The 20,753-nt window shown below is 52.1% G+C and carries 31 protein-coding genes; all 31 read right to left on the reverse strand.

Features of this window, described 5'->3' with window-relative positions; all coding sequences use genetic code 11:
• Window positions 1-29: 29 nt before the first annotated feature.
• Window positions 30-662, reverse strand: a complete 633-nt coding sequence (locus tag BT142_RS00735) for an adenylate kinase (protein WP_072416288.1) — start codon at window positions 660-662, stop codon at window positions 30-32.
• A 26-nt stretch (window positions 663-688) separates the two neighbouring features.
• Entirely contained in the window at window positions 689-1,999 is a 1,311-nt protein-coding gene (secY, locus tag BT142_RS00740; protein WP_072416289.1) for a preprotein translocase subunit SecY, read from the reverse strand.
• 2 nt (window positions 2,000-2,001) lie between these two features.
• Window positions 2,002-2,442 carry a 50S ribosomal protein L15 gene (gene rplO, locus BT142_RS00745; protein WP_072416290.1) on the reverse strand — a complete coding sequence of 147 codons (441 nt, stop codon included), beginning with the start codon at window positions 2,440-2,442 and terminating at the stop codon, window positions 2,002-2,004.
• Window positions 2,443-2,461: 19 nt separating this feature from the next.
• On the reverse strand, window positions 2,462-2,641 hold the full coding sequence (gene rpmD / locus BT142_RS00750; protein ID WP_072416291.1) for a 50S ribosomal protein L30: 180 nt from the start codon (window positions 2,639-2,641) through the stop codon (window positions 2,462-2,464).
• Between the two features lie 19 nt (window positions 2,642-2,660).
• Window positions 2,661-3,161 carry a 30S ribosomal protein S5 gene (gene rpsE / locus BT142_RS00755; RefSeq protein WP_072416292.1) on the reverse strand — a complete coding sequence of 167 codons (501 nt, stop codon included), beginning with the start codon at window positions 3,159-3,161 and terminating at the stop codon, window positions 2,661-2,663.
• A gap of 14 nt (window positions 3,162-3,175) precedes the next feature.
• Window positions 3,176-3,535 (reverse strand): 50S ribosomal protein L18, encoded by a 360-nt coding sequence (gene rplR / locus BT142_RS00760; RefSeq protein ID WP_072416293.1) that lies wholly within the window; start codon window positions 3,533-3,535, stop codon window positions 3,176-3,178.
• A gap of 22 nt (window positions 3,536-3,557) precedes the next feature.
• Complete coding sequence (gene rplF, locus BT142_RS00765; protein WP_072416294.1) at window positions 3,558-4,109, reverse strand: 50S ribosomal protein L6; 552 nt, start codon at window positions 4,107-4,109, stop codon at window positions 3,558-3,560.
• 12 nt (window positions 4,110-4,121) lie between these two features.
• A complete protein-coding gene (gene rpsH / locus BT142_RS00770; RefSeq protein ID WP_072416295.1) occupies window positions 4,122-4,520 on the reverse strand; it encodes a 30S ribosomal protein S8 in 399 nt (132 codons plus the stop codon).
• Window positions 4,521-4,534: 14 nt separating this feature from the next.
• Window positions 4,535-4,720, reverse strand: coding sequence for a type Z 30S ribosomal protein S14 (locus BT142_RS00775; RefSeq protein WP_072416296.1), 186 nt, complete (start codon window positions 4,718-4,720; stop codon window positions 4,535-4,537).
• A 19-nt stretch (window positions 4,721-4,739) separates the two neighbouring features.
• Window positions 4,740-5,285 (reverse strand): 50S ribosomal protein L5, encoded by a 546-nt coding sequence (gene rplE / locus BT142_RS00780; protein ID WP_072416297.1) that lies wholly within the window; start codon window positions 5,283-5,285, stop codon window positions 4,740-4,742.
• Window positions 5,286-5,303: 18 nt separating this feature from the next.
• On the reverse strand, window positions 5,304-5,627 hold the full coding sequence (gene rplX / locus BT142_RS00785) for a 50S ribosomal protein L24 (RefSeq protein WP_072416298.1): 324 nt from the start codon (window positions 5,625-5,627) through the stop codon (window positions 5,304-5,306).
• Window positions 5,628-5,646: 19 nt separating this feature from the next.
• Window positions 5,647-6,015 carry a 50S ribosomal protein L14 gene (gene rplN / locus BT142_RS00790; protein WP_072416299.1) on the reverse strand — a complete coding sequence of 123 codons (369 nt, stop codon included), beginning with the start codon at window positions 6,013-6,015 and terminating at the stop codon, window positions 5,647-5,649.
• Between the two features lie 123 nt (window positions 6,016-6,138).
• The gene (gene rpsQ / locus BT142_RS00795; RefSeq protein ID WP_072416300.1) at window positions 6,139-6,396 is read right to left on the reverse strand and encodes a 30S ribosomal protein S17; all 258 of its coding nucleotides are present in this window, start codon (window positions 6,394-6,396) and stop codon (window positions 6,139-6,141) included.
• A 17-nt stretch (window positions 6,397-6,413) separates the two neighbouring features.
• Window positions 6,414-6,605, reverse strand: coding sequence for a 50S ribosomal protein L29 (rpmC, locus tag BT142_RS00800; protein WP_072416301.1), 192 nt, complete (start codon window positions 6,603-6,605; stop codon window positions 6,414-6,416).
• Window positions 6,605-7,027 (reverse strand): 50S ribosomal protein L16, encoded by a 423-nt coding sequence (rplP, locus tag BT142_RS00805; RefSeq protein ID WP_072416302.1) that lies wholly within the window; start codon window positions 7,025-7,027, stop codon window positions 6,605-6,607. Before rplP ends, rpmC begins: the two co-directional genes overlap by 1 nt.
• Window positions 7,027-7,845 (reverse strand): 30S ribosomal protein S3, encoded by an 819-nt coding sequence (rpsC, locus tag BT142_RS00810; RefSeq protein WP_072416303.1) that lies wholly within the window; start codon window positions 7,843-7,845, stop codon window positions 7,027-7,029. The genes rplP and rpsC overlap by 1 nt, the downstream gene beginning before the upstream one ends.
• Before the next feature lie 13 nt (window positions 7,846-7,858).
• A complete protein-coding gene (rplV, locus tag BT142_RS00815) occupies window positions 7,859-8,197 on the reverse strand; it encodes a 50S ribosomal protein L22 (protein ID WP_072416304.1) in 339 nt (112 codons plus the stop codon).
• A 21-nt stretch (window positions 8,198-8,218) separates the two neighbouring features.
• Complete coding sequence (gene rpsS / locus BT142_RS00820; protein WP_072416305.1) at window positions 8,219-8,503, reverse strand: 30S ribosomal protein S19; 285 nt, start codon at window positions 8,501-8,503, stop codon at window positions 8,219-8,221.
• Between the two features lie 23 nt (window positions 8,504-8,526).
• A complete protein-coding gene (rplB, locus tag BT142_RS00825; RefSeq protein ID WP_072416306.1) occupies window positions 8,527-9,360 on the reverse strand; it encodes a 50S ribosomal protein L2 in 834 nt (277 codons plus the stop codon).
• 71 nt (window positions 9,361-9,431) lie between these two features.
• Window positions 9,432-9,725, reverse strand: a complete 294-nt coding sequence (rplW, locus tag BT142_RS00830) for a 50S ribosomal protein L23 (RefSeq protein ID WP_072416307.1) — start codon at window positions 9,723-9,725, stop codon at window positions 9,432-9,434.
• On the reverse strand, window positions 9,725-10,348 hold the full coding sequence (gene rplD, locus BT142_RS00835) for a 50S ribosomal protein L4 (protein ID WP_072416308.1): 624 nt from the start codon (window positions 10,346-10,348) through the stop codon (window positions 9,725-9,727). Before rplD ends, rplW begins: the two co-directional genes overlap by 1 nt.
• Before the next feature lie 18 nt (window positions 10,349-10,366).
• Window positions 10,367-11,002: a 50S ribosomal protein L3 gene (rplC, locus tag BT142_RS00840; protein WP_072416309.1), complete on the reverse strand. Its 636-nt coding sequence runs from the start codon at window positions 11,000-11,002 to the stop codon at window positions 10,367-10,369.
• A gap of 94 nt (window positions 11,003-11,096) precedes the next feature.
• A complete protein-coding gene (gene rpsJ / locus BT142_RS00845; RefSeq protein ID WP_072416310.1) occupies window positions 11,097-11,411 on the reverse strand; it encodes a 30S ribosomal protein S10 in 315 nt (104 codons plus the stop codon).
• A gap of 531 nt (window positions 11,412-11,942) precedes the next feature.
• Window positions 11,943-15,515, reverse strand: coding sequence for a pyruvate:ferredoxin (flavodoxin) oxidoreductase (gene nifJ / locus BT142_RS00850; RefSeq protein ID WP_072416311.1), 3,573 nt, complete (start codon window positions 15,513-15,515; stop codon window positions 11,943-11,945).
• 327 nt (window positions 15,516-15,842) lie between these two features.
• Window positions 15,843-16,475 carry a thiamine phosphate synthase gene (gene thiE, locus BT142_RS00855; protein ID WP_072416312.1) on the reverse strand — a complete coding sequence of 211 codons (633 nt, stop codon included), beginning with the start codon at window positions 16,473-16,475 and terminating at the stop codon, window positions 15,843-15,845.
• 210 nt (window positions 16,476-16,685) lie between these two features.
• Window positions 16,686-17,351, reverse strand: a complete 666-nt coding sequence (locus tag BT142_RS00860; protein ID WP_072416313.1) for a nucleotidyltransferase domain-containing protein — start codon at window positions 17,349-17,351, stop codon at window positions 16,686-16,688.
• Complete coding sequence (locus tag BT142_RS00865) at window positions 17,348-17,722, reverse strand: ribosomal maturation YjgA family protein (protein ID WP_072416314.1); 375 nt, start codon at window positions 17,720-17,722, stop codon at window positions 17,348-17,350. Before BT142_RS00865 ends, BT142_RS00860 begins: the two co-directional genes overlap by 4 nt.
• 79 nt (window positions 17,723-17,801) lie before the next feature.
• Window positions 17,802-18,575, reverse strand: a complete 774-nt coding sequence (gene thiM / locus BT142_RS00870) for a hydroxyethylthiazole kinase (protein WP_072416315.1) — start codon at window positions 18,573-18,575, stop codon at window positions 17,802-17,804.
• Complete coding sequence (gene thiW, locus BT142_RS00875; protein WP_072416316.1) at window positions 18,562-19,098, reverse strand: energy coupling factor transporter S component ThiW; 537 nt, start codon at window positions 19,096-19,098, stop codon at window positions 18,562-18,564. Before thiW ends, thiM begins: the two co-directional genes overlap by 14 nt.
• A 48-nt stretch (window positions 19,099-19,146) precedes the next feature.
• Window positions 19,147-19,683 (reverse strand): DUF6985 domain-containing protein, encoded by a 537-nt coding sequence (locus tag BT142_RS00880; protein ID WP_072416317.1) that lies wholly within the window; start codon window positions 19,681-19,683, stop codon window positions 19,147-19,149.
• Window positions 19,684-19,755: 72 nt separating this feature from the next.
• Entirely contained in the window at window positions 19,756-20,670 is a 915-nt protein-coding gene (locus BT142_RS00885; protein WP_139182157.1) for a hypothetical protein, read from the reverse strand.
• Window positions 20,671-20,753: the final 83 nt, after the last annotated feature.

Raw genomic sequence — 20,753 nt, forward strand, 5'->3', positions numbered from 1 at the left:
CTTTCTAAAAATCAGTTTTGATTTTGGTCTTAGCCCTTCACAGCAGCAAGTGTGAGCTTGGTAGTATCCTCTACGTTCTCCTGACCCTCAACAGTGGTAAGCTTACCCTGCTTGGAGTAGTAGTCCTTGAGAGGTTCGGTCTGCTCGTGATAGGTCTTGAGTCTGCCGAGAACGGTCGCAGGCTCGTCATCCTTGCGGATAACAAGTTCCTTGCCGCACACGTCGCACACGCCCTCAGTCTTGGGGGGCTTATACTCGGTGTGGAAGGTAGCGCCGCAGTCGAGGCATACTCTTCTGCCGCTCATACGCTGGGTGATCTTCTCATCGGGAACGAAGATCTCGATGACCTTGTCGATCTTAACGCCCATAGCGTCGAGTGCTTCAGCCTGAGGAACAGTTCTCGGGAAGCCGTCAAGGATGAAGCCGTTCTGAGCGTCGGGCTCCTTTATGCGGTCCTTGAGGATACCGATAACAATGTCGTCGGAAACAAGTGCGCCCGAATCCATAGCAGCCTTAGCCTTGAGACCATATTCGGTACCTGCCTTAACAGCAGCTCTCAGCATATTGCCTGTGGAAATAGTCGGGATGCCAAGCTCATTGCAGATGACCTCTGCCTGTGTGCCCTTGCCTGCACCGGGTGCGCCTAAGAGAATAATGTTCATAGGTGTGTCCTCCTTCAGACTGTATTTTATTCAAGGAAGCCCTTGTGATGACGCATCATCATCTGGGATTCCATTGTTCTTGCAGTTTCGAGTGCAACGCTTACAACGATGAGGATGGAAGTACCGCCCATCGCAACGGGGAGACCCGTGAGTGCACCGAAGATGATCGGGAACAGTGCGATAAGACCAAGGAAGAATGCACCGAGAAGAGTGATCTTCGAGAGAACTCTCTTGAGGTATTCCTCAGTAGGCTTACCGGGTCTGATACCCGGGATAGCGCCGTTTGACTGACGCAGGTTATTCGCGATCTCCAGCGGGTTGTACTGCATGGAGATGTAGAAGTAGTTGAACGCGATGATAAGGATGAAGTAAAGTACTCCGTATACGGGGTGAGTGTAGTTGAACTTGTCAAGTATCCACTCAAATACTCCGCCCGCCTTAGGCTCGTGGAAGAGTCTGAGGGTCGAAGGCAGAGACATGAATGCCATCGCGAAGATGATCGGGAGAACGCCTGCCATCGACACCTTAACGGGGAGGTAGGTATTCTGACCGCCGTACTGTTTTCTGCCGACCACGCGCTTAGCGTATGCGATCGGTATCCTTCTCTCGGCTGCGTTCATGAATACGATGAGCGCGATCATGAATACATAGATAACGTAGAGCAGCGGAACAAGGATCTTGAACTTGGTGCCGCCCTGAGTCATGTAGCCGACATCGCGGATAATATCGGTAGGGATACGGGCGATGATACCCGCGAACAGCAGCATCGAGATGCCGTTGCCGAGTCCCTTTTCACTGATCTGATTACCAAGCCAGATGGTCAGGAACGAACCTGCGGTGAAGCACATGATGATTACGATCTCCGTATAGATCTTCGCAAAGGAATTGGGAGTGTTGTACATCAGTGCCGAACCTGTCTTGATATTCTTGAGGGTCACGTAGTAAGCCCAAGCCTGGAATATCGAGATACCGAGGGCCGTATACTTGGTGATCTTGTCGATCTTCTTTCTGCCTTCCAGGCCTTCCTTCGACAGCTTTTCGAGCGGAGGAAGCGCGTAGGTCAGCAGCTGGATAATGATCTGTGCATTGATGTAAGGGGAAACGGAGAGAGCCATCAGAGTACCTTTCGAGAAGTTATCACCCGAAAGAACGTTCAGATAGCTGAACACGTTGCCCGAAGCATCCTGCTGTTCAAACCATGTTTTGAGGACCGCAGCGTCGAGGTACGGTACAGGTACCGCACCGCCGATACGGTAAATGATTACGATGAGTAATGTGTAAAGCATCTTCCGTCTGAGTTCGGGAGTTGCCCAGGCATTTCTTAACGTCTGTAACACTATTACATCACCTCAGCCTTCCCGCCTGCCTTTTCGATTTTCTCTTTAGCAGCTGCTGTGAACTTAGCAGCCTTAACGGTAAGGTTCTTAGTGAGTTCGCCGTTTCCGAGGATCTTAACACCGTCAAGTTCCTTCTTAACAAGACCCGAAGCCTTGAGCAGCTCAAAGTCTACTACAGTGCCGTCTACGAATCTGTTGAGGTCAGATACGTTGACCTCTGCATACTCAGTCCTGAAGATGTTGTTGAAGCCTCTCTTCGGGATTCTTCTTGCGAGTGCGGTCTGGCCACCCTCGAAGCCCGGTCTTACGCCGCCGCCGGAGCGAGCGTTCTGACCCTTATGACCCTTGCCTGCGGTCTTGCCCTGACCCGAGCCATGTCCTCTGCCGATTCTCTTTACATCCTTAACAGAACCGGGAGCAGGTGATAATTCGTGCAGTTTCATGTTGCTTGCACCTCCTAACTTACGCTTCTGTTACTTTGATAAGGTGAGAAATAACCTTGATCTTGCCCTGTGTCTGTGCATTATCGGGCTGGATAGTCTCCGCACCGATCTTACGAAGACCGAGCGAGTGAGCAGTTGCGATCTGCTTCTCAGACTTGGAGTTCAGGCTCTTTACGAGCGTGATCTTTAAATTAGCCATTGCTCTGTCCTCCTCTTAATTATCTAAAAATTTCCTTTACGCTCTTTCCTCTCTTAGCAGCAACTTCCTCTGCGGACTTGAGCGAAGCCAGTCCGTCGAAGGTAGCTCTTACAACGTTCGAGGGGTTGTTGGAGCGCAGAGATCTGGTTCTGATGTCCTTGATTCCTGCGACCTCGACAACGGCTCTTACAGGGCCGCCAGCGATAACGCCGGTACCGGGAGCAGCGGGCATAAGAAGAACTTCGCCTGCGCCGAACTTACCGATGATCTCATGGGGAATGGTGGTGCCTCTGAGAGAAACCTTGATGAGGTTCTTCTTAGCGTCCTCGATTCCCTTGCGGATAGCGTCGGGAACTTCGCCCGACTTGCCGAGACCGAATCCGATGATGCCGTTACCGTCGCCGACTACTACGAGTGCGGAGAACTTCATGATACGGCCGCCCTTAACGGTCTTGGATACTCTGTTGATCGAAACTACCTTCTCGGTAAGCTCCAGACCATTCGCATCTATTAAAGCCAAAAGTAAAACCTCCTTTAGAACTTGAGTCCGCCCTCACGAGCGCCTTCTGCTAATTCCTGAACACGTCCGTGGTATACGTAGCCGCCTCTGTCGAATACGACCTCGGTGATACCCTTAGCCGCAGCAGCCTTAGCGATAGCCTCGCCGACCTTGCGTGCGCCTTCCTTGTTGCCGCCGTTGCCCTCAAAGCCCTTGTCCATTGAGGAAGCAGCGCACAGGGTCACACCCTTGATGTCGTCGATGATCTGAGCATATATATGCTTAGAGGAGCGGAATACATTCAGGCGGGGGCACTCAGCAGTACCGCTGATCTTATTGCGTACTCTGTAGTGTCTTTTTGCTCTTGCCTTTGCTCTGTCAAGCTTTTTAACCATTTGCAATTCTCTCCTTTACGTCTTACTTCTTGCTGCCCTTACCGGCCTTACCTTCCTTGCGGATGATATACTCGCCGACATAGCGGATACCCTTGCCCTTGTAAGGCTCAGGCGGACGCTTCTCACGGATCTCGCACGCAAACTGACCTACTTCCTGCTTGTCGATGCCGGATACTACGATCTGGTTCGGCTGCGGAACGTCCAGCTTGATGGAGTCGGTCTCAGCAACTACTACAGGGTGAGAGTAGCCGAGGTTCAGGTGAACTTCCTTGCCCTTCTTCTGTGCTCTGTAGCCGACGCCCACGATCTCAAGAGTCTTGGTGTAACCCTCGGTAACACCTACTACCTGATTGTGGATGAGCGTTCTTGTAAGTCCGTGGAGGGACTTGTGCTGCTTGTTTTCGGAAGGACGAGCTACAGTGATCTCGCTGCCCTCCTGCTTGATTATCATGTCCTTGTTGTAGGACTTTGTAAGAGTGCCCTTAGGTCCCTTTACGGTAACAACGTTGCCTTCAGCGATGGTCACGTCTACTCCGGCAGGAACGGTGATGGGCTTTAATCCTATTCTTGACATTTTAAGTCCTCCTTACCAGATGAATGCGAGAACCTCGCCGCCTACGTTAAGCTCTCTTGCCTTCTTGTCGGTGATAACACCCTTGGAAGTAGAGATGATAGCTACGCCGAGTCCCTTCATAACCTTGGGAAGCTCATCGCAGCCGGCGTAGATCCTGAGACCGGGCTTGGATACTCTTCTCAGACCCGAGATGACGGGGTTTCTGTTCTCATCATACTTGAGTGTTACTCTGATGATACCCTGCTTGCCGTCGTCGATCACCTTGAAATCCTTGATGTAGCCCTCGTCGAGCAGGATCTGGGTGATGGACTTCTTCATGTTGGAAGCGGGGATGTCTACCGTTGCGTGCTTTGCGGTGCTGGCGTTACGGATTCTTGTCAGCAGGTCCGCAATAGTATCTGTAATCTGCATTCTTAATATCCTCCTTACCAGCTAGCCTTCTTAACTCCGGGGATCTTGCCCTCGTGAGCAAGCTCTCTGAAGCAGATACGGCAGATGCCGTACTTTCTTAAATATGCATGAGGTCTGCCGCAGATCTTGCATCTGTTGTAAGCTCTGGTGGAGAACTTGGGAGCAGCCTGCTGCTTGTTTATCATAGACTTCTTAGCCATTTCCGATTACCCTCCTTGATCACTTAGCGAACGGTGCGCCGAGGAGACTGAGCAGCTCCTTAGCCTCTTCGTCGGTCTTAGCCGTGGTGATGAAGTTGATATCCATACCTCTCACCTTGTCGATCTTATCGTACTCGATCTCGGGGAAAATCAGCTGTTCCTTGATACCGGTAGAGTAGTTGCCTCTGCCGTCGAAGGAGTTGCCGTTGATGCCTCTGAAGTCACGAACACGGGGGAATGCTACGTTGAACAGTCTGTCAACGAATTCATACATTCTGTCGGCTCTGAGTGTTACCTTAACGCCAATGACCTGTCCGTCTCTCAGCTTGAAGTTCGCAACGCTCTTCTTAGCCTTGCAGAGAACGGGCTTCTGACCGGTGATAGCAGCGAGGTCTGCGCAGATAGCGTCGAGCACCTTCTTGTTATCCTTGTCAGCACCGCAGCCGACGTTGATTACTACCTTGTCGAGCTTCGGGATCTGCATAACGTTCTCGTACTTGAATTTCTTCATCAGGGCAGGAGCCACGTCGGAAACGTAATATTCTTTCAGTCTTGCATTTGCCATCGTTTTACTCCTCCTTTATTAGAATTCCTCTCCGCAGCCATCGTTCTTGCAAACTCTGACCTTGGAGCCGTCCTCAAGGATCTTGTGTGCGATCCTTGTAGGCTTGCCGCACTTCGGGCAAACTACCTGGACCTTGGAAGCGTAGATAGCTCCCTCAGCCTCAATGATGCCGCCCTGCTGACCCATAGCTCTGGGCTTAACGTGCTTCTTGACCTTGTTGATACCCTCAACGATCACTTTTCCTTCCTTAGGGGAAACAGCGGCTACAACGCCCTTCTGTCCCTTGTCCTTACCGGAAAGAACTACTACGGTGTCGCCGGTCTTTACGTGTACCTTATTCATTTAAACGACGCCCTCCTGATCAAAGTACTTCGGGAGCGAGCGAAAGGATCTTCATGTAGTCCTTCTCTCTGAGCTCCTTAGCCACAGGTCCGAAAATACGGGTTCCTCTGGGGTTCTTGTCTTCCTTAATGATAACGGCTGCATTCTCATCGAAACGGATGTAAGTACCGTCTGCTCTTCTGAGACCGCTTGCCGAACGAACGATCACTGCCTTAACAACGTCGCCCTTCTTTACAACTCCGCCTGGTGTTGCCTTCTTAACAGAAGCTACTACGACATCGCCGATGTTTGCATATCTCCTGCGTGTACCGCCTAATACTCTAATGCACATAAGCTCCTTAGCACCGGAGTTATCTGCGACCTTGAGATAAGTCTGCATCTGGATCACAGCAGTTTCCTCCTTTCAAAACCTGAAAAATTCATAAGTTTAGTGGTTGTGATTGTCTGCGTTTGCTTGCGGCATACGGACTGTATCCGTGCCGCAAAACGCATCATGTGTCCTCTCGGACGATTACTTAGCCTGCTCAAGGACCTTAACAAGTCTCCATCTCTTATCCTTGGAGAGAGGTCTTGTTTCCATAACCTCTACCTTGTCGCCCTTCTTGCACTCGTTCTTCTCGTCGTGTGCCTTGAGCTTTACGGTCCTCTTGATGATCTTCTTATACAGAGGGTGTGCTACGTTATCCTCGATAGCAACTACGATAGTCTTATCCATCTTGTCGGATACTACGATACCAACTCTGGTCTTTCTAAGATTTCTTTCGCTCATTTAAGAACCCTCCCTTCTCAAGCGTTCTCGCTTGCGCGAAGAACAGTCTTCACACGAGCGATATCCCTCTTGACAGCTTTCATTCTCATGGGATTTTCAAGCTGGTTTACAGCGTGCTGAAAACGGAGGTTAAAGAGCTCCTGCTTGAGCTCGCCGAGCTTTGCCTCAAGCTCTGCTGCGGATAATTCTCTCAGTTCACTTGCCTTCATTACTGCTCACCATCCGTTTCTTTCTTCACGAACTTGCACTTGATAGGCAGCTTGTGCATCGCAAGTCTCATTGCCTCGCGGGCTACTTCTTCACTTACGCCAGCGATCTCGAACATTACTCTGCCCGGCTTAACAACTGCAACCCAGTACTCGGGCGAACCCTTACCGGAACCCATTCGGGTCTCAGCGGGCTTCTCAGTTACGGGCTTATCGGGGAATATCTTGATCCAAACCTGACCGCCTCTCTTGATGTATCTTGTCATAGCGATACGGGCAGCTTCGATCTGGTTCGAGGTGATCCATGCAGGCTGAAGAGCCTGAAGACCAAATTCACCGTTAGTTACCTTATTGCCTCTGGTAGCCTTACCCTTAAGTCTACCTCTCTGTACTCTTCTGTACTTTACTCTCTTAGGAAGCAGCATCAGTTGTTACCTCCTTCTCTTTTCATGTTTCTTGCCTTATTGAAATCTCTGCGGTGATCCTTGGATCTGTCATCGCGGCGCTGTCTGCGCTTTCTGTCAGGTCTGTCGTTGGGGACCTTCTCAGCTCTCGGACCGAACTCGCCCTTGAGAACCTCGCCCTTGTAGATCCAAACCTTAACGCCGAGCTTACCGTAAGTTGTGTTAGCCTCAGCGAAACCGTAGTCGATGTCAGCTCTGATGGTCTGCAGCGGGATAGTACCCTCGTGATAAGCCTCGCTTCTTGCGATCTCAGCGCCCGCAAGTCTGCCGCTTACCTTAACCTTGATACCCTTCGAGCCGAGCTTCATAGCTCTGCCGATGGACTGCTTCATTGCTCTTCTGAAGGAAACTCTGTCCTCAAGATCGTGAGCGATCTTCTCAGCAACGAGCTGTGCGTTGATATCAGGCTGCTTAACCTCAACGATGTTGATCGAAACCTTCTTGCCGGTCATCTTCTCGATGTCGGTTCTGAGCTTATCGATCTCTGCGCCGCCTCTGCCGATCACGAGACCCGGCTTTGCGCAGTGTACGTGTACCTTGATCTTCTGACCGCCCTCGCTGTCAGCGAAACGCTCGATCTCGATCTTCGGAACGCCTGCGTATACGGTCTTGTTTGCCGGATTCTTGGAACGGGTATTCAGCTTCTTGTTGATGAACTCTCTGATGTTGTAGTCCTCTACGAGAGTGTCGCCAAAGTCGCTCTTACCTGCAAACCAACGGGAATCCCAATCTTTTATAACACCGACACGAAGTCCGTGCGGATTGACCTTCTGGCCCATAAGTTTACCTCCCTTAGTTTTCCTTTTCTTTGAGAACTACAGTAATGTGAGATGTTCTCTTGAGTATTCTGTAGGCTCTGCCCTGTGCTCTGGGCATGATTCTCTTCATGATAGGTCCGGGGCAAACGTAGCACTCTGCAACGTACAGATTCTTAGAATCCATGTTGTGGTTGTTCTCTGCGTTTGCAGCGGCGGACTTCAGGAGCTTCTCAAGATATTCACTTGCAGCCTTAGGTGTGTGCTTTACAGTTGCGAGTGCGACCTCGTAGTCCTTGCCTCTGATGAGATCGAGTACGATCTTCACCTTTCTCGGAGCTATTCTGGCAGTCTTTACAATTGCCTTTGCTTCCATTTGAATTCCTCCTTCCCGCCGTTACTTCTTGCCGTTGTTCGACGTCTTCGAACCAGCGTGTCCCTTGAATGTTCTGGTCGGAGCAAACTCGCCGAGTTTATGTCCTACCATATCCTCAGTTACATAAACAGGAACGTGCTTTCTGCCGTCGTGAACTGCGAACGTATGACCTACAAAGTCGGGGAAAATGGTGGAAGCGCGGCTCCAAGTCTTAAGAACCTTCTTCTCGCCTGCCTCGTTCATAGCTAATACTCTCTTCATGAGGGCTTCCTCAACGTAAGGGCCCTTCTTAACACTTCTTCCCATGTGTCATCTGCCTCCTTTCAGCATTACTTACCGTTTCTGCGCTTTACGATATACTTATCGGAGCGATGGTGCTTAGCACGGGTCTTGTAACCGAGAGTAGGCTTGCCCCAAGGGGTAACAGGACCGGGACGTCCGATCGGGGACTTGCCCTCACCACCACCGTGCGGGTGATCACACGGGTTCATTACGGAACCTCTTACGGTAGGTCTCCAGCCCATGTGGCGCTTTCTGCCTGCCTTACCGATGTTCACGTTAGCGTGGTCGATGTTGCCTACCTGACCGATAGTTGCCATGCAGCCTATGGGAAGTCTTCTCATTTCGCCCGAGGGAAGTCTTACGAGTGCGTACTTCTCTTCCTTACCCATCAGCTGAGCCATGTTACCAGCCGAACGAACGAGCTGTGCGCCCTTGCCGGGATAAAGCTCAAGGTTGTGGATGAAAGTACCAACAGGGATTGCAGCAAGGGTAAGTGCGTTACCGGGCTTGATATCAGCCGAGTCGCCGCTTCTTACAGTCTCGCCAACCTTCAGACCTTCGGGTGCGATGATATATCTCTTCTCGCCGTCCTCGTACTCAACGAGTGCGATGAAGGACGATCTGTTAGGATCGTACTCTATTGTGAGAACCTTAGCGTCCATATCGAGCTTGTTTCTCTTAAAGTCGATCACACGGTATTTTCTTCTGACGCCGCCGCCTCTGTGACGAACGGTGATCCTGCCGTAGCTGTTTCTGCCGCTGTGCTTGTCCATCGGCTCGAGCAGGCTCTTGCAGGGAGCTGTCTTGCTAAGACCCGAGTAATCGGTAACTGTCATACCTCTTCTACCCGGAGTAGTAGGCTTGTAGCTCTTTATTGCCATTGTTATTCACTCCTTATAGTGTTTTGCAGGCGTCATAAAGGCGCCTATACATTGATCGCTTGCGGGGCTTATCAATACATACCGTCAAAGAATTCGATGGTCTTGTCGCCCTTGAGGGTCACGATAGCCTTCTTCCAGTCAGGACGGAAGCCTGCGTATCTGCCCATTCTCTTCTCCTTGCCCTTAACGCTGATGGTGTTGACCTTAGCAACCTCAACGTCGAAGAGCTTTTCAACGGCCTTAGCGATCTCAACCTTAGTAGCGTTCTTAGCTACCTTGAAGGTATACTTGCCGTCAGCGAGTCTGCTGATCGAGTCCTCGGTGATGATCGGCTTTAAGATGATATCAGATGCGATCTTTTCCATTATGCATATACCTCCTCGATCTTAGCTACAGCGTCCTTAGCCACGATGAACTTATCGCAGTTGAGGATATCGTATACACAGAGAGTGTTTACGGTTGCTGTCTTTACGCCGGGAATGTTAGCTGCGCTCTTTACGAGTACGGGATCTACACCGTCGGTAACGATAAGAGCCTTCTTCTCGGAGCCGAGTGCCTTGAGCATCTCAACTACGGTCTTGGTCTTGTAGCCGTCGAGTGCGATCTTGTCAACAACGATCATGTCGCTGTCAAGTACCTTAGAAGAGAATGCAGACTTCATAGCGAGTCTCTTTTCCTTCTTGTTGAGCGAGTAGCTGTAATCTCTGGGCTTAGGTCCGAGAGCAACGCCGCCGTGTGTCCACTGAGGAGCGCGGATGCTGCCCTGACGAGCGTGGCCTGTGCCCTTCTGTCTCCAGGGCTTTCTTCCTCCGCCGCTTACCTCAGTTCTGGTAAGAGTGGACTGTGTGCCCTGTCTCTGGTTTGCAAGGTAGTTAACTACCATTGCGTGCATGATATACTTGTTAGGCTCGATGCCGAATACCTTATCATTAAGCTCAAGGTCGGATACTTTTGTGCCCTTCATATCTAAAACAGAAATTGTTGACATTATTTGTTCCTCCTTCCGTTAAGCCTTTTTAACGGCATTCACGATTGTAACGGTGCCGTTCTTAGGACCGGGGATTGCGCCCTTGATAGCGATGAGGTTGTTCTCAACGTCTACCTTAACGATCTCCAGGTTCTGTACAGTTACCTTTTCATTACCTAAGTGACCAGGCATACACTTGCCCTTGTAGATTCTCGAAGGCGAGGAGCAAGCACCCATAGATCCTGCGTGTCTGTGAACAGGGCCTGTACCGTGGGTCTCCTTAAGTCTTGCGTTATTGAAACGCTTGATCGTGCCGGCATAACCCTTACCCTTGCTGGTACCGGTAACATCAACGATGTCGCCTGCTGCAAAGACGTCAGCCTTTACGATATCCTTTACGTTAAGAGCGGAGCAATCCTCGAATCTGAACTCCTTGAGGGTTCTCTTGAGTGCAACGTCAGCCTTCTTGAAGTGACCTGCGAGAGGCTTGCTTACTCTTTTAGCTCTGATGTCGCCGAAGCCGAGCTGTACTGCGTCATAACCGTCGTTCTCTACGGTCTTCTTCTGAACGACTACGCAGGGGCCTGCTTCAACTACTGTTACGGGAATGACCTTTCCCTGCTCATCGAAGATCTGAGTCATACCGATCTTCTTACCGATGATGCCTTTCTTCATTTTCTGTTCCTCCTAAATGGTTATTGCTCGGACTTTTGCCGAGATGACCTGCATAAAGCTTCGTTGTAAAACCGCACGCGGTTTCATTGGGAGATCAGCGGGTCTCCATTACGATGCTTACACCAGCAGGAAGTTCAAGGTTCTCAAGAACGGAAGTTGTTTCCTTGGTAGGTCTGATGATGTCGATAAGTCTCTTGTGAGTTCTCATCTCGAACTGCTCACGGCTGTCCTTGTACTTGTGTACAGCACGGAGAATAGTTACGATCTCCTTATCGGTAGGCAGCGGGATAGGTCCCGATACCTTAGCACCCGAACGCTTTACGACCTCAACGATCTTTGCTGCCGCAGCGTCTACAGTCGCGTGCTCATAGCCCTTGATCTTGATCCTGATCTTTTCATTGACTGCCACTTAAAATCGCCTCCTTGTGCGCATAAAAGAATGTTTTGTGGGGGCGTCCAACTGCCTCTTAACTACTTTCCCGTGTGTTCCATGTCTTATCCGATAAAAAAATCCGAAAACATTCGTTTCGGACACAATAAGACACCGCTCATACCAAAGGCACAAAAGCCCTTCGCAAGAAGTACAAGCACACACAGTGTTCATTATCGCAGCCGCCCAATTTAAAATCGGACATACTCGGCGGAAATTACCCGACGCACCGTCGGCAACCTCCCGCTTCAACGCATATCTTGATACGTCTGCCATACAGACGTATCTGTTGCAGTCACGCATATATATTGTAACACATCACCCACCCGATTGCAAGCGCCCACCGCGTATTTTTACATTTTGTTCACATTCATCTTTGTAAATCTTTTCCCAACATTCTCTGATATTCTTGTACACTTTTACCAATCTCAGCAAACAAACCAAAACCGCACCCTGCCCGAAAGCAGAGTGCGGTGTATGGCTTGCGCCTTAGTTACGCTTGTTCAAGAATTACTTCTTGTCCTCGTCGTTGTAGAGCTTAGCGTATCTCAGCAGATAATCGTATCTGTCCTGAGCGTTCTTAACAGCCTTGGTGAACAGCTGCTCAGCTCTTTCGGGGTTCTGTCTTGCGAGAGCGTTGTAACGAACCTCGCCCATGAGGAACTCCTTGTAATCTGCCTTAGGCTCCTTGGAGTCAAGAACGAACGGGTTCTTGCCCTCAGCCTTGAGTGCAGGATTGTATCTGTACAGATGCCAGTAACCAGCCTCAACAGCCTTCTTCTCCTCGGTCTGAGCGATCTTCATACCGCCCTTGATACCGTGGTTGATGCAGGGAGCGTAAGCGATGATGAGGGACGGACCCGGATAAGCCTCAGCCTCAGCGATCGCCTTGATGCACTGGTTGTAGTCAGCGCCCATAGCGATGTGTGCAACATATACATAACCGTAGGTCATAGCGATTCCTGCGAGGTCCTTCTTCTTAACTTCCTTACCTGCTGCCGCGAACTGAGCGATAGCACCTGTAGGAGTGGACTTGGAGGACTGTCCGCCGGTGTTCGAGTAAACCTCGGTATCGAATACGAAGATGTTTACGTCCTCGCCCGAAGCAAGCACGTGGTCAACGCCGGAGAAGCCGATATCATAAGCCCAGCCGTCGCCGCCGAATACCCACATGGACTTCTTGCGGAGGTAATCCTTGTCCTTGAGGATCTCGTCAGCAGCCTTGGTCTTGGACTTAACGAGAGCAGCTACGAGCTCATCGGTAGCAGCGGAGTTCTTTGCACCGTCGTTAGCGGTTGCAAGGAAGTTCTCGCAAGCGTCCTTAACAGCAGCAGCCTTGGTGGTCTTAGCGAGCTCTTCGATCTTAGCGATAGTTCTCTTTCTGATGGTGTTCTGAGCGAGGAACATACCGTAACCGTACTCAGCGTTGTCCTCGAAGAGGGAGTTAGCCCAAGCAGGACCCTTGCCATCCTTGTTCTTGGTGTAAGGAGTGGAAGGTGCGGAGCCGCCCCAGATGGACGAGCAGCCTGTAGCGTTAGCGATGTACATTCTGTCACCGAACAGCTGAGTGATGAGCTTAGCGTAAGGAGTCTCACCGCAGCCTGCGCAAGCGCCCGAGAACTCGAGCAGCGGCTGCTTGAACTGCGAACCCTTAACGGTAGTCTCCTTGAACTTCTCGTGAACCTCAGGCTTGTCAGCAAGAGTCAGGCCGTAGTTGAATACTTCCTGCTCAGCGAGCTGAGTCTCAAGCGGCATCATGGACAGAGCCTTCTCGCCCTTCTTGCCGGGGCATACGTTTACGCAGCTGCCGCAGCCTGTGCAGTCGAGAGCGGACATTGTCATTACGAAGAAGTAGCCGGGCATACCTGTGCAAGCTACAGCCTTCTCCTTAGCGAGTGCAGGAGCCTTAGCAAGCTCAGCCTCGGTCATGATAACGGGTCTGATTACAGCGTGGGGACATACATACGAGCAGAAGTTACACTGGATGCAGTTAGCGTTGTTCCAAGCGGGAACGTCTACTGCGATACCGCGCTTCTCGAATGCAGCGGAGCCCTGCGGGAAGGTACCGTCAGCCATGTGAACGAAGGTCGATACAGGCAGAGTGTCACCCTTCTGAGCGTTGCAGGGAATCTGGATGTTGTTAACGAAGTCCTGAAGAACCTTGTCCTTATCCTTAACGGGATCCATGCCCATCTTAGTGTCCTTGCACTTCTTCCATGCATCGGGAACCTTAACCTCAACGACCTGCTGATAGCCAGCGTCGATAGCGTCGTGGTTCATCTTAACGATAGCCTCACCCTTCTTGGAGTAAGAAGCGGTAGCAGCGTCCTTCATGTACTTAACAGCGTCCTCGATCGGGATGATGTTAGCGAGCTTGAAGAATGCGGACTGAAGAACGGTGTTGATGCGGTTGCCGAGACCGATCTCCTTACCGATCTTAACGCCGTTGATGATGTAGAACTTGATGTTGTTCTCAGCGATATATCTCTTGACCTGTCCGGGGAGGTGCTTGTCCAGCTCCTTCTCGGTCCACTGGCAGTTGAGCAGGAAGGTACCGCCCGGCTTGATGTCGGAAACCATATCATACTTGTCGATATAGCTCTCGTTGTGGCAAGCTACGAAATCTGCCATGTTGATGAGGTAGGTAGACTTGATAGGAGTCTTACCGAATCTCAGGTGAGAAACGGTTACACCGCCCGACTTCTTGGAGTCGTAAGCAAAGTATGCCTGAGCATACAGGTCGGTGTGGTCACCGATGATCTTGATGGAGTTCTTGTTTGCACCAACAGTACCGTCAGCACCGAGACCCCAGAACTTGCAGGCGGTAGTGCCGGCAGGAGCGGTGTCGAGCTTCTCGCTGGAATCGAGCGAGAGGTTGGTAACGTCGTCGGTGATACCGATGGTGAATCTGGGCTTGTAGGAATCCTTCCAGGAAGCGTTCCAGTAAACAGCCTTGATCTGGGAAGGAGTGGTATCCTTGGAACCGAGACCGTATCTGCCCGAAGAAACAACAACATCGTGGAACTTGGTGCCCTTGAGAGCAGCAACAACGTCGAGCCACAGCGGTTCGCCGAGGGAGCCGGGCTCCTTGGTCCTGTCGAGAACGGAGATCTGCTCAACGGTGTCAGGCAGAGCCTCTACGAGCTTGTCTGCGCAGAAAGGTCTGTACAGTCTTACCTTTACGAGACCGAGCTTGGTGCCTTCCTTGCTGTTGAGGTAATCGATAGTCTCTTCGATGGTGTCGCAAACCGAACCCATAGCGATGATCACGTGGGTAGCATCCTCAGCACCGTAGTAGTTGAACAGCTTGTAGTTGGTGCCGATCTTAGCGTTTACCTTCTCCATGTACTCTTCAACAACAGCAGGAACTGCGTCATAGTACTTGTTGCAAGCCTCACGAGCCTGGAAGAAGATATCGCCGTTCTGAGCGGTACCGCGGAGTACCGGGTGCTCAGGGTTGATAGCTCTGTCTCTGAATGCCTGAACAGCATCCATGTCTACCATCTCTGCAACGTCAGCCTTGTCCCAGGTCTCGATCTTCTGGATCTCGTGGGAGGTACGGAAGCCGTCGAAGAAGTGCAGGAAAGGTACTCTTCCCTTGATGGTGGAGAGGTGTGCTACAGTGCCGAGGTCCATAACCTCCTGAGGGTTGGACGAGCAGAGCATAGCGAAACCTGTCTGACGGCAAGCATATACGTCAGAGTGGTCGCCGAAGATGTTCAGCGCGTGCGAAGCAACGCAGCGAGCCGAAACGTGGATAACGCAGGGAAGCAGCTCACCTGCGATCTTGTACATATTGGGGATCATGAGGAGCAGACCCTGAGAAGCGGTGTAAGTAGTGGTCAGAGCGCCTGCGGAGAGCGAACCGTGAACGGTACCCGAAGCACCTGCCTCGGACTGCATCTCAGCTACCTTAACGGGAGTGCCGAAGATGTTGGTCTGACCCTTTGCAGACCACTGATCGGTAACCTCAGCCATTACGGACGACGGAGTGATAGGATAGATAGCAGCAACTTCTGTAAAGGGATACGATGCCCATGCAGCAGCGTTGTTTCCGTCCATGGTTTTCATTTTTCTTGCCATTAACGAATCATTCCTTTCCGGATATTACGGGGTCAAGAGCCCCGGTATTTTTTTGACCCCCGCTATGTGCAAAAACCGAAAAACACGACAGGGATCGTTTTGCGGAAATTTTCCGCAGACGGAGAGAGGGCGCACCTCCCCCATATCATTCTAATTATAGCACTATTTTTTTCATTTGTAAATACCTTTTCACAAATTTTTACTAAAACAACGCCATTTTTCACATAAAGCATACGCGATATATGTTCGTAAATGACAAAAATCCGGACTTTATCTTAAAAATCAGTTCTTATTACCGTATGAATCGGGGGGCTCCGTCTGTTGCCGTCAGAAATTTTCGAGGATGGTGCGCATCTCTCTTGCCGCCGCTTCGGGGTCGGGGTCGGCGATTATGTCGGAGATGACCGCCGCGCCGTCTATCCCCATCCCCGCGAACTGCATGACGTTTGAGCGCTTTACGCCGCCGATAATGACCATCGGCAGGTCGAAGGCCGCCCTGACTGCCGCAAGGTTCTCTTTGGTGCAGGGCTTGGTGTCGGTCTTGGTCGAGGTCGCGAACATGGCTCCGATGCCGATGTAATCCGCACCGTCGGCCTTCGCCGCCCTCGCAAGTTCGGGGGTGGGAGCGGTCACGCCGATTATCTTGTCCTCGCCCAGCATCTTTCTTGCCGCGGCGCAGGGCAGGTCGCTCTGTCCGAGATGCACTCCGTCCGCATCGGCGGCAATGGCGATGTCCACCCTGTCGTCGATGATGAGGGGAACGTTATACTTCGCGGTCACAGCCCTGACCCTCACCGCCAGCTCGTAAAGCTCGCGGGAAGTCGCGTTCTTCTCCCTCAGCTGGATGACCGTCGCGCCGCCCTTCACCGCCGCTTCGACGCTCTCCTCCACCGTCGCCGAGGTCATAAGACCGCTGTCGGTGCAGACGTACAGTTTGTAGCTCACATTTTTCTTATCCATATAATTCTCTCACTTTCGATCTATCAGAGTGTTCCTGAGATAACAGGTTTTTCGTTATTATAAACACGCAGACGGTATCAGATCTTTTATCCCCGCTTTCACTATAATACGATGTTTATCAATTCTTTATCTTCTTCGGATATTTCATAAAAGATCATAGTCGCCTCCGATAATTTCGGTCTTATTAATGTACACGACCGCGGCGGCGGCTCATGTTCCGCCGTCCTGTTTCAGCCGCGTCTGTGCCCATCGGAACAGCTTTTCCGACAGTGCATCAAGTTCGGCAGTCCCGCCGTTTTTCAGCCGCAGGTAAGTTTCGGCTATCTCTCCGTCGAGACCGCCGACCCTTTCGGGAAGTTCGCACTGACGTCTGACGAACTCACCCGTCCGCCGAAAATGCATCGCCTGCACCGCGAACACTGCGGATTTATACAGACCTCTGAGGGTATTTTCGCTTCGTCCGTAGATCGAGTTATGCACGCAGATGTGATAGATACCGCAGACGGCTGCCTTTATCGCCCTGTCGATATCCGCGTCGGTGATCGGCGGTATGAGCTCACCGAGGTCGCCGATGATGGGCGTGGTATCGTGATACAGCTGAAAGAGGTCGGGTACGTCCCAGTTTTTCAGGTCGTCCCTGCACGAAAGAAAACCGCAGGCGAGTCCGCTGTCGGGCAGGTCTGCGAGCATCCTTCTGTAGCGCTGTGTATCATCGAACCCGACCCTGTCGAGTATGACCACCATGTCTATATCGCTGTCCTCGGTGGCTTCGCCGCGGCTGTAGCTTCCCTGCAAGCCTGCGAACAGCACTCTCTCAGGGAAAGTCCTGTTCAGCGCCGCGATAAACTTATCCGTCCACATTTTTATATCTGTCATTTCGACCTCCCCACCGCCGTCACGCACAGCAAAGCAGCTCCGATGCCGACCGCATAAGCCGCAAGGTCGCTCCACACGAAGCCCTGTCCCAGCAGAAGATGTCCTATCGTCGTTGCCCTGACCCTCACCAGCCAGTCCCATCTTATCAGCTGTGAGAACTCCACCGCGAAAGATGTGACCAGCGCGGCTGCCGCGGCTGTACGCGGATGCTTTTTCACCAGCACTATCCGCCAGCAGAAAAAGACAACGACCGCCCACAGTGCGTCGCCGACGCACGGCGGTATCACGGGTATCCTGCGCGACACAAGTCCCAGCAGGATGACCGCGGCTACCGCGGCGGAATATTGCAGTCTTGTTTTTATGTCTGTCATTTTGTCCTCCGTTTTTTGCTCTTTGTTTTTCTGTCTTTATCTTATCAGCATTACAAAAGTCAGACGGAGCCCGTAAGGTTCAGCTGACCGTCATTTTCAGGCTTTTCATGTATTCTTCTTTTGTCAGTTGGGAGAGGGCGTCTGTCAGTTCCGTTCTGAACGTTCCCGTGCCTCTGAAATCCTCGGCGGCTCTCTCTCCGCATATATCCATCAGGCTTACCGCCGCGGCACACGCTTCAAACGGCTCGCCTTCCGCCGCGAACGCACCTATCAGCGCTCCCGTCATACATCCCGTTCCCGTCACTTCGGTCAGATGACCCGTGCCGTTCATCACTGTCAGCACACGCTTCCCGTCCGAAAGACAGTCCCTGTCCCCCGTCACCAGCACAGCACAGCCGAGCTTTTCGGCGGCACGCTTCGCAAGCTCCTCACCGACGGACTCACTGCCGACGACCGCGCTTATCTCTGCCCCGTTGCCCTTCACAGCCGCGATGCCGAGCTCTTCCGTCAGCCTGCCGAACCATTCTCTCCTCAGTCCGCTCGCCTGCAATCCCACAGGGTCGATGATGACAGGTATCCCGTTTTCATTCGCCGTCCTGCCCGACGCGAGCATCGCTCTGCCCCTCTCGGCGGAGAACGTGCCCATGTTCAGCACCAGCGCCGCCGACCTTGCGGTTATCTCGGCGCACTCATCGGGACAGTCCGCCATAACAGGTCTCGCCCCGACCGCGAGCAGAGCGTTCGCGCAGTCAGGGGCGGCGACATAGTTCATTATGCAGTGTATGGTCTTTCTCTCTCCGCCGCGGACGCGCCCGATGAGCGCCCACAGCCTTTCCGCGTCAATATTCGGCATCGCCTGTTTTTCCTCCGAGAGCCGTGGAAGCGCGTTTCAGCGCTCCTGTTCTGTCAAGGGCAGTCAGCAGCACGAACGCGATGACCGCACCACCCGCACTCGACACGAAAAACGGCAGCACCATTCCGAACAGCGCCGCGTCCTCCGAGTGCAGGATGAACTTCAGGACAGGGTATGCCGCCAGTCCGCCGAGCACCGCCGTGCCGAACACCTCGGCTGCGGCTGCAAGCGGCAGAAGTTTTTTTATCTTATGGTAAGCAAGTCCTGCCAGCACCGCCCCGAACATCGAGCCCGGGAACGCCAGCAGAGTCCCTGTACCGAGCAGGTTGCGGATAAGTGCGCAGCAGAAGCCCACACCCAGCGCGTACCACGGTCCCAGCAGCACGCCGCTCAGCACGTTCACAAGTGCCTGCCAGGGGCAGCATCTCGACGCACCTATCGGGAAATTTATCGGCGAGAGCGCGACTCCCACCGCCGTCAGCATAGCTGCCAGACATAGCTTTTTTATCTGTACCGAGTTCATTTTACATACTTCCTTTCCCGTATCCGAAACGCACGAAGTCCGTTCACATCAGTCCTCGTCGTCCCAGATGCAGTAATACTCATCATCACCGCACCAGGGGTCAAGCCCGTCGGAAGTCCCCACGTAGCGCACCTCGTCGCCGCGGATGACGATAAGGCACTGATGTTCGGGCTCCCAGGGGCACTCCCACTCGATGGTATAGCCTATCTCATCCTCGTGACCGTCGTTCGGGTACACGTACAGGGTCGGATCCGACAGGTACGAAACCAGCTTCTTTCCCGACTTGTAGCCTTCCATCACAGGCTCAAGTGAATCCGCTATATCGTCGTAGATATCCATCTCGCCCCAGGCGTCATACATATACAGAAAGAACTTTTCAAGTCCCTGCTGAATAGCCTCGCACATTTCGGGCTTGTCCGAAAGACCGTTGTAGTGTGCCACACATTTTTCGGCATATTCCCCTGCCGCGCTGTCCTCGGAGAACAGCACCGTTCTCATCTTGCCCTTATACAGCGACTTCGACTCAAAAGTTCCCTCCGACCAGCATCCGTTCTCATCAACATCAAGTTTATTTATCAGACTCATCTCAAATACCTCTTTTATAGTATGACAGAAATTATCGGTATGAAATGATTATACCACATTTTTCGGGTCATTTCAAGCCCCTGTCACGCCGTCCGCGGGGTCGGGGCGCATCGGATTTTTGCGAACTATCATCACGAACCCGAATATGCACAGTGCCCACGGCAGATCAACAAGCGCGAGTCCCGCAAGATCACCGCTGACGAAACGACTGTTGTTGATGTTAAAGTACGGCACAAGCTTCAGTGCGAGGGCGTTTATCGTGAACGTGACGTTCGGCACCGAAAGCAGCGACGCTCCGACTATCCAGCCGTCAGGACTGCCGCTTGGCTGATACTTCTTCCTCATGACTATCAGCATCACGATAAAGATGATCCAGCAGGGCAAAACCAACAGCAGCTCTATGATGAGAGGGTCGCTCGGTGTCATGCCATGCCATTTGCGGTAGATGAGCTTGTCGCAATCCGCCGTGCCAGTTTGCGAGGAATAACTTATATACTTGCCCACGCCGAACTTGTCCTTCGGTGCGATCACGACCTCGTTCGAGACGTTGACTATCCCGTTCGGGCTGTACTCCATGATCTTTATACTCCCGAACCTGTCGGCAAACTCGACCGTGCTTTCCTCATCGGAATTTTTGTAATCAAGTCCTGTTCCGCTGACCCAGTGAACGTCCGGGCAGAAGAAGTAGGCGCTGCGCCAGCCGTCCTCGCAGTATTTGTATCGGGGACTGTCCATGATGGCGAGGGTCTCATCGCGCCTTTGGATGTTGTATTCGACCTCATACTGCCGTGCGATATTCTCCTCCGCTTCTTTCAGCACTTCGGCATAACGGTCGCAGTAGTCCTCGTCGGTCTCGTCTATCTTCACGAGTATGTCTATCGAATCTCCCTCGGGGATGTCGGCTTCTATGTCGATGGTATTCCGTCTGCATCCGCAGAGGGTGAGTGCCGTTATCGTCAATATCGCTGTGAGGATGATATGTTTCATTCGCATGGTCTTTGTCTCCTTTTGGCATATCTGTCGGGGCGCGGCTTGAACCGTTCTGCTTTATATGACGTAAAATGCGGGGA

The organism is Ruminococcus sp. YE71 (assembly GCF_900119155.1).
Taxonomy (GTDB): domain Bacteria; phylum Bacillota; class Clostridia; order Oscillospirales; family Ruminococcaceae; genus YE71.

Excerpts from the sequence above, each read along its gene's own strand:
- BT142_RS00735 (WP_072416288.1), bottom strand. The coding sequence starts at position 662 with ATGAACATTATTCTCTTAGGCGCACCCGGTGCAGGCAAGGGCACACAG.
- rplO (WP_072416290.1), bottom strand. The coding sequence starts at position 2,442 with ATGAAACTGCACGAATTATCACCTGCTCCCGGTTCTGTTAAGGATGTA.
- rpmD (WP_072416291.1), bottom strand. The coding sequence starts at position 2,641 with ATGGCTAATTTAAAGATCACGCTCGTAAAGAGCCTGAACTCCAAGTCT.
- rplR (WP_072416293.1), bottom strand. The coding sequence starts at position 3,535 with ATGGTTAAAAAGCTTGACAGAGCAAAGGCAAGAGCAAAAAGACACTAC.
- rplF (WP_072416294.1), bottom strand. The coding sequence starts at position 4,109 with ATGTCAAGAATAGGATTAAAGCCCATCACCGTTCCTGCCGGAGTAGAC.
- rpsH (WP_072416295.1), bottom strand. The coding sequence starts at position 4,520 with ATGCAGATTACAGATACTATTGCGGACCTGCTGACAAGAATCCGTAAC.
- BT142_RS00775 (WP_072416296.1), bottom strand. The coding sequence starts at position 4,720 with ATGGCTAAGAAGTCTATGATAAACAAGCAGCAGGCTGCTCCCAAGTTC.
- rplE (WP_072416297.1), bottom strand. The coding sequence starts at position 5,285 with ATGGCAAATGCAAGACTGAAAGAATATTACGTTTCCGACGTGGCTCCT.
- rplX (WP_072416298.1), bottom strand. The coding sequence starts at position 5,627 with ATGAATAAGGTACACGTAAAGACCGGCGACACCGTAGTAGTTCTTTCC.
- rpsQ (WP_072416300.1), bottom strand. The coding sequence starts at position 6,396 with ATGAGCGAAAGAAATCTTAGAAAGACCAGAGTTGGTATCGTAGTATCC.
- rpmC (WP_072416301.1), bottom strand. The coding sequence starts at position 6,605 with ATGAAGGCAAGTGAACTGAGAGAATTATCCGCAGCAGAGCTTGAGGCA.
- rplP (WP_072416302.1), bottom strand. The coding sequence starts at position 7,027 with ATGCTGCTTCCTAAGAGAGTAAAGTACAGAAGAGTACAGAGAGGTAGA.
- rpsC (WP_072416303.1), bottom strand. The coding sequence starts at position 7,845 with ATGGGCCAGAAGGTCAATCCGCACGGACTTCGTGTCGGTGTTATAAAA.
- rplV (WP_072416304.1), bottom strand. The coding sequence starts at position 8,197 with ATGGAAGCAAAGGCAATTGTAAAGACTGCCAGAATAGCTCCGAGAAAG.
- rpsS (WP_072416305.1), bottom strand. The coding sequence starts at position 8,503 with ATGGGAAGAAGTGTTAAGAAGGGCCCTTACGTTGAGGAAGCCCTCATG.
- rplB (WP_072416306.1), bottom strand. The coding sequence starts at position 9,360 with ATGGCAATAAAGAGCTACAAGCCTACTACTCCGGGTAGAAGAGGTATG.
- rplW (WP_072416307.1), bottom strand. The coding sequence starts at position 9,725 with ATGGAAAAGATCGCATCTGATATCATCTTAAAGCCGATCATCACCGAG.
- rplD (WP_072416308.1), bottom strand. The coding sequence starts at position 10,348 with ATGTCAACAATTTCTGTTTTAGATATGAAGGGCACAAAAGTATCCGAC.
- rplC (WP_072416309.1), bottom strand. The coding sequence starts at position 11,002 with ATGAAGAAAGGCATCATCGGTAAGAAGATCGGTATGACTCAGATCTTC.
- nifJ (WP_072416311.1), bottom strand. The coding sequence starts at position 15,515 with ATGGCAAGAAAAATGAAAACCATGGACGGAAACAACGCTGCTGCATGG.
- thiE (WP_072416312.1), bottom strand. The coding sequence starts at position 16,475 with ATGGATAAGAAAAATGTGAGCTACAAACTGTACGTCTGCACCGACAGC.
- BT142_RS00860 (WP_072416313.1), bottom strand. The coding sequence starts at position 17,351 with ATGACAGATATAAAAATGTGGACGGATAAGTTTATCGCGGCGCTGAAC.
- BT142_RS00865 (WP_072416314.1), bottom strand. The coding sequence starts at position 17,722 with ATGACAGACATAAAAACAAGACTGCAATATTCCGCCGCGGTAGCCGCG.
- thiM (WP_072416315.1), bottom strand. The coding sequence starts at position 18,575 with ATGCCGAATATTGACGCGGAAAGGCTGTGGGCGCTCATCGGGCGCGTC.
- thiW (WP_072416316.1), bottom strand. The coding sequence starts at position 19,098 with ATGAACTCGGTACAGATAAAAAAGCTATGTCTGGCAGCTATGCTGACG.
- BT142_RS00880 (WP_072416317.1), bottom strand. The coding sequence starts at position 19,683 with ATGAGTCTGATAAATAAACTTGATGTTGATGAGAACGGATGCTGGTCG.
- BT142_RS00885 (WP_139182157.1), bottom strand. The coding sequence starts at position 20,670 with ATGAAACATATCATCCTCACAGCGATATTGACGATAACGGCACTCACC.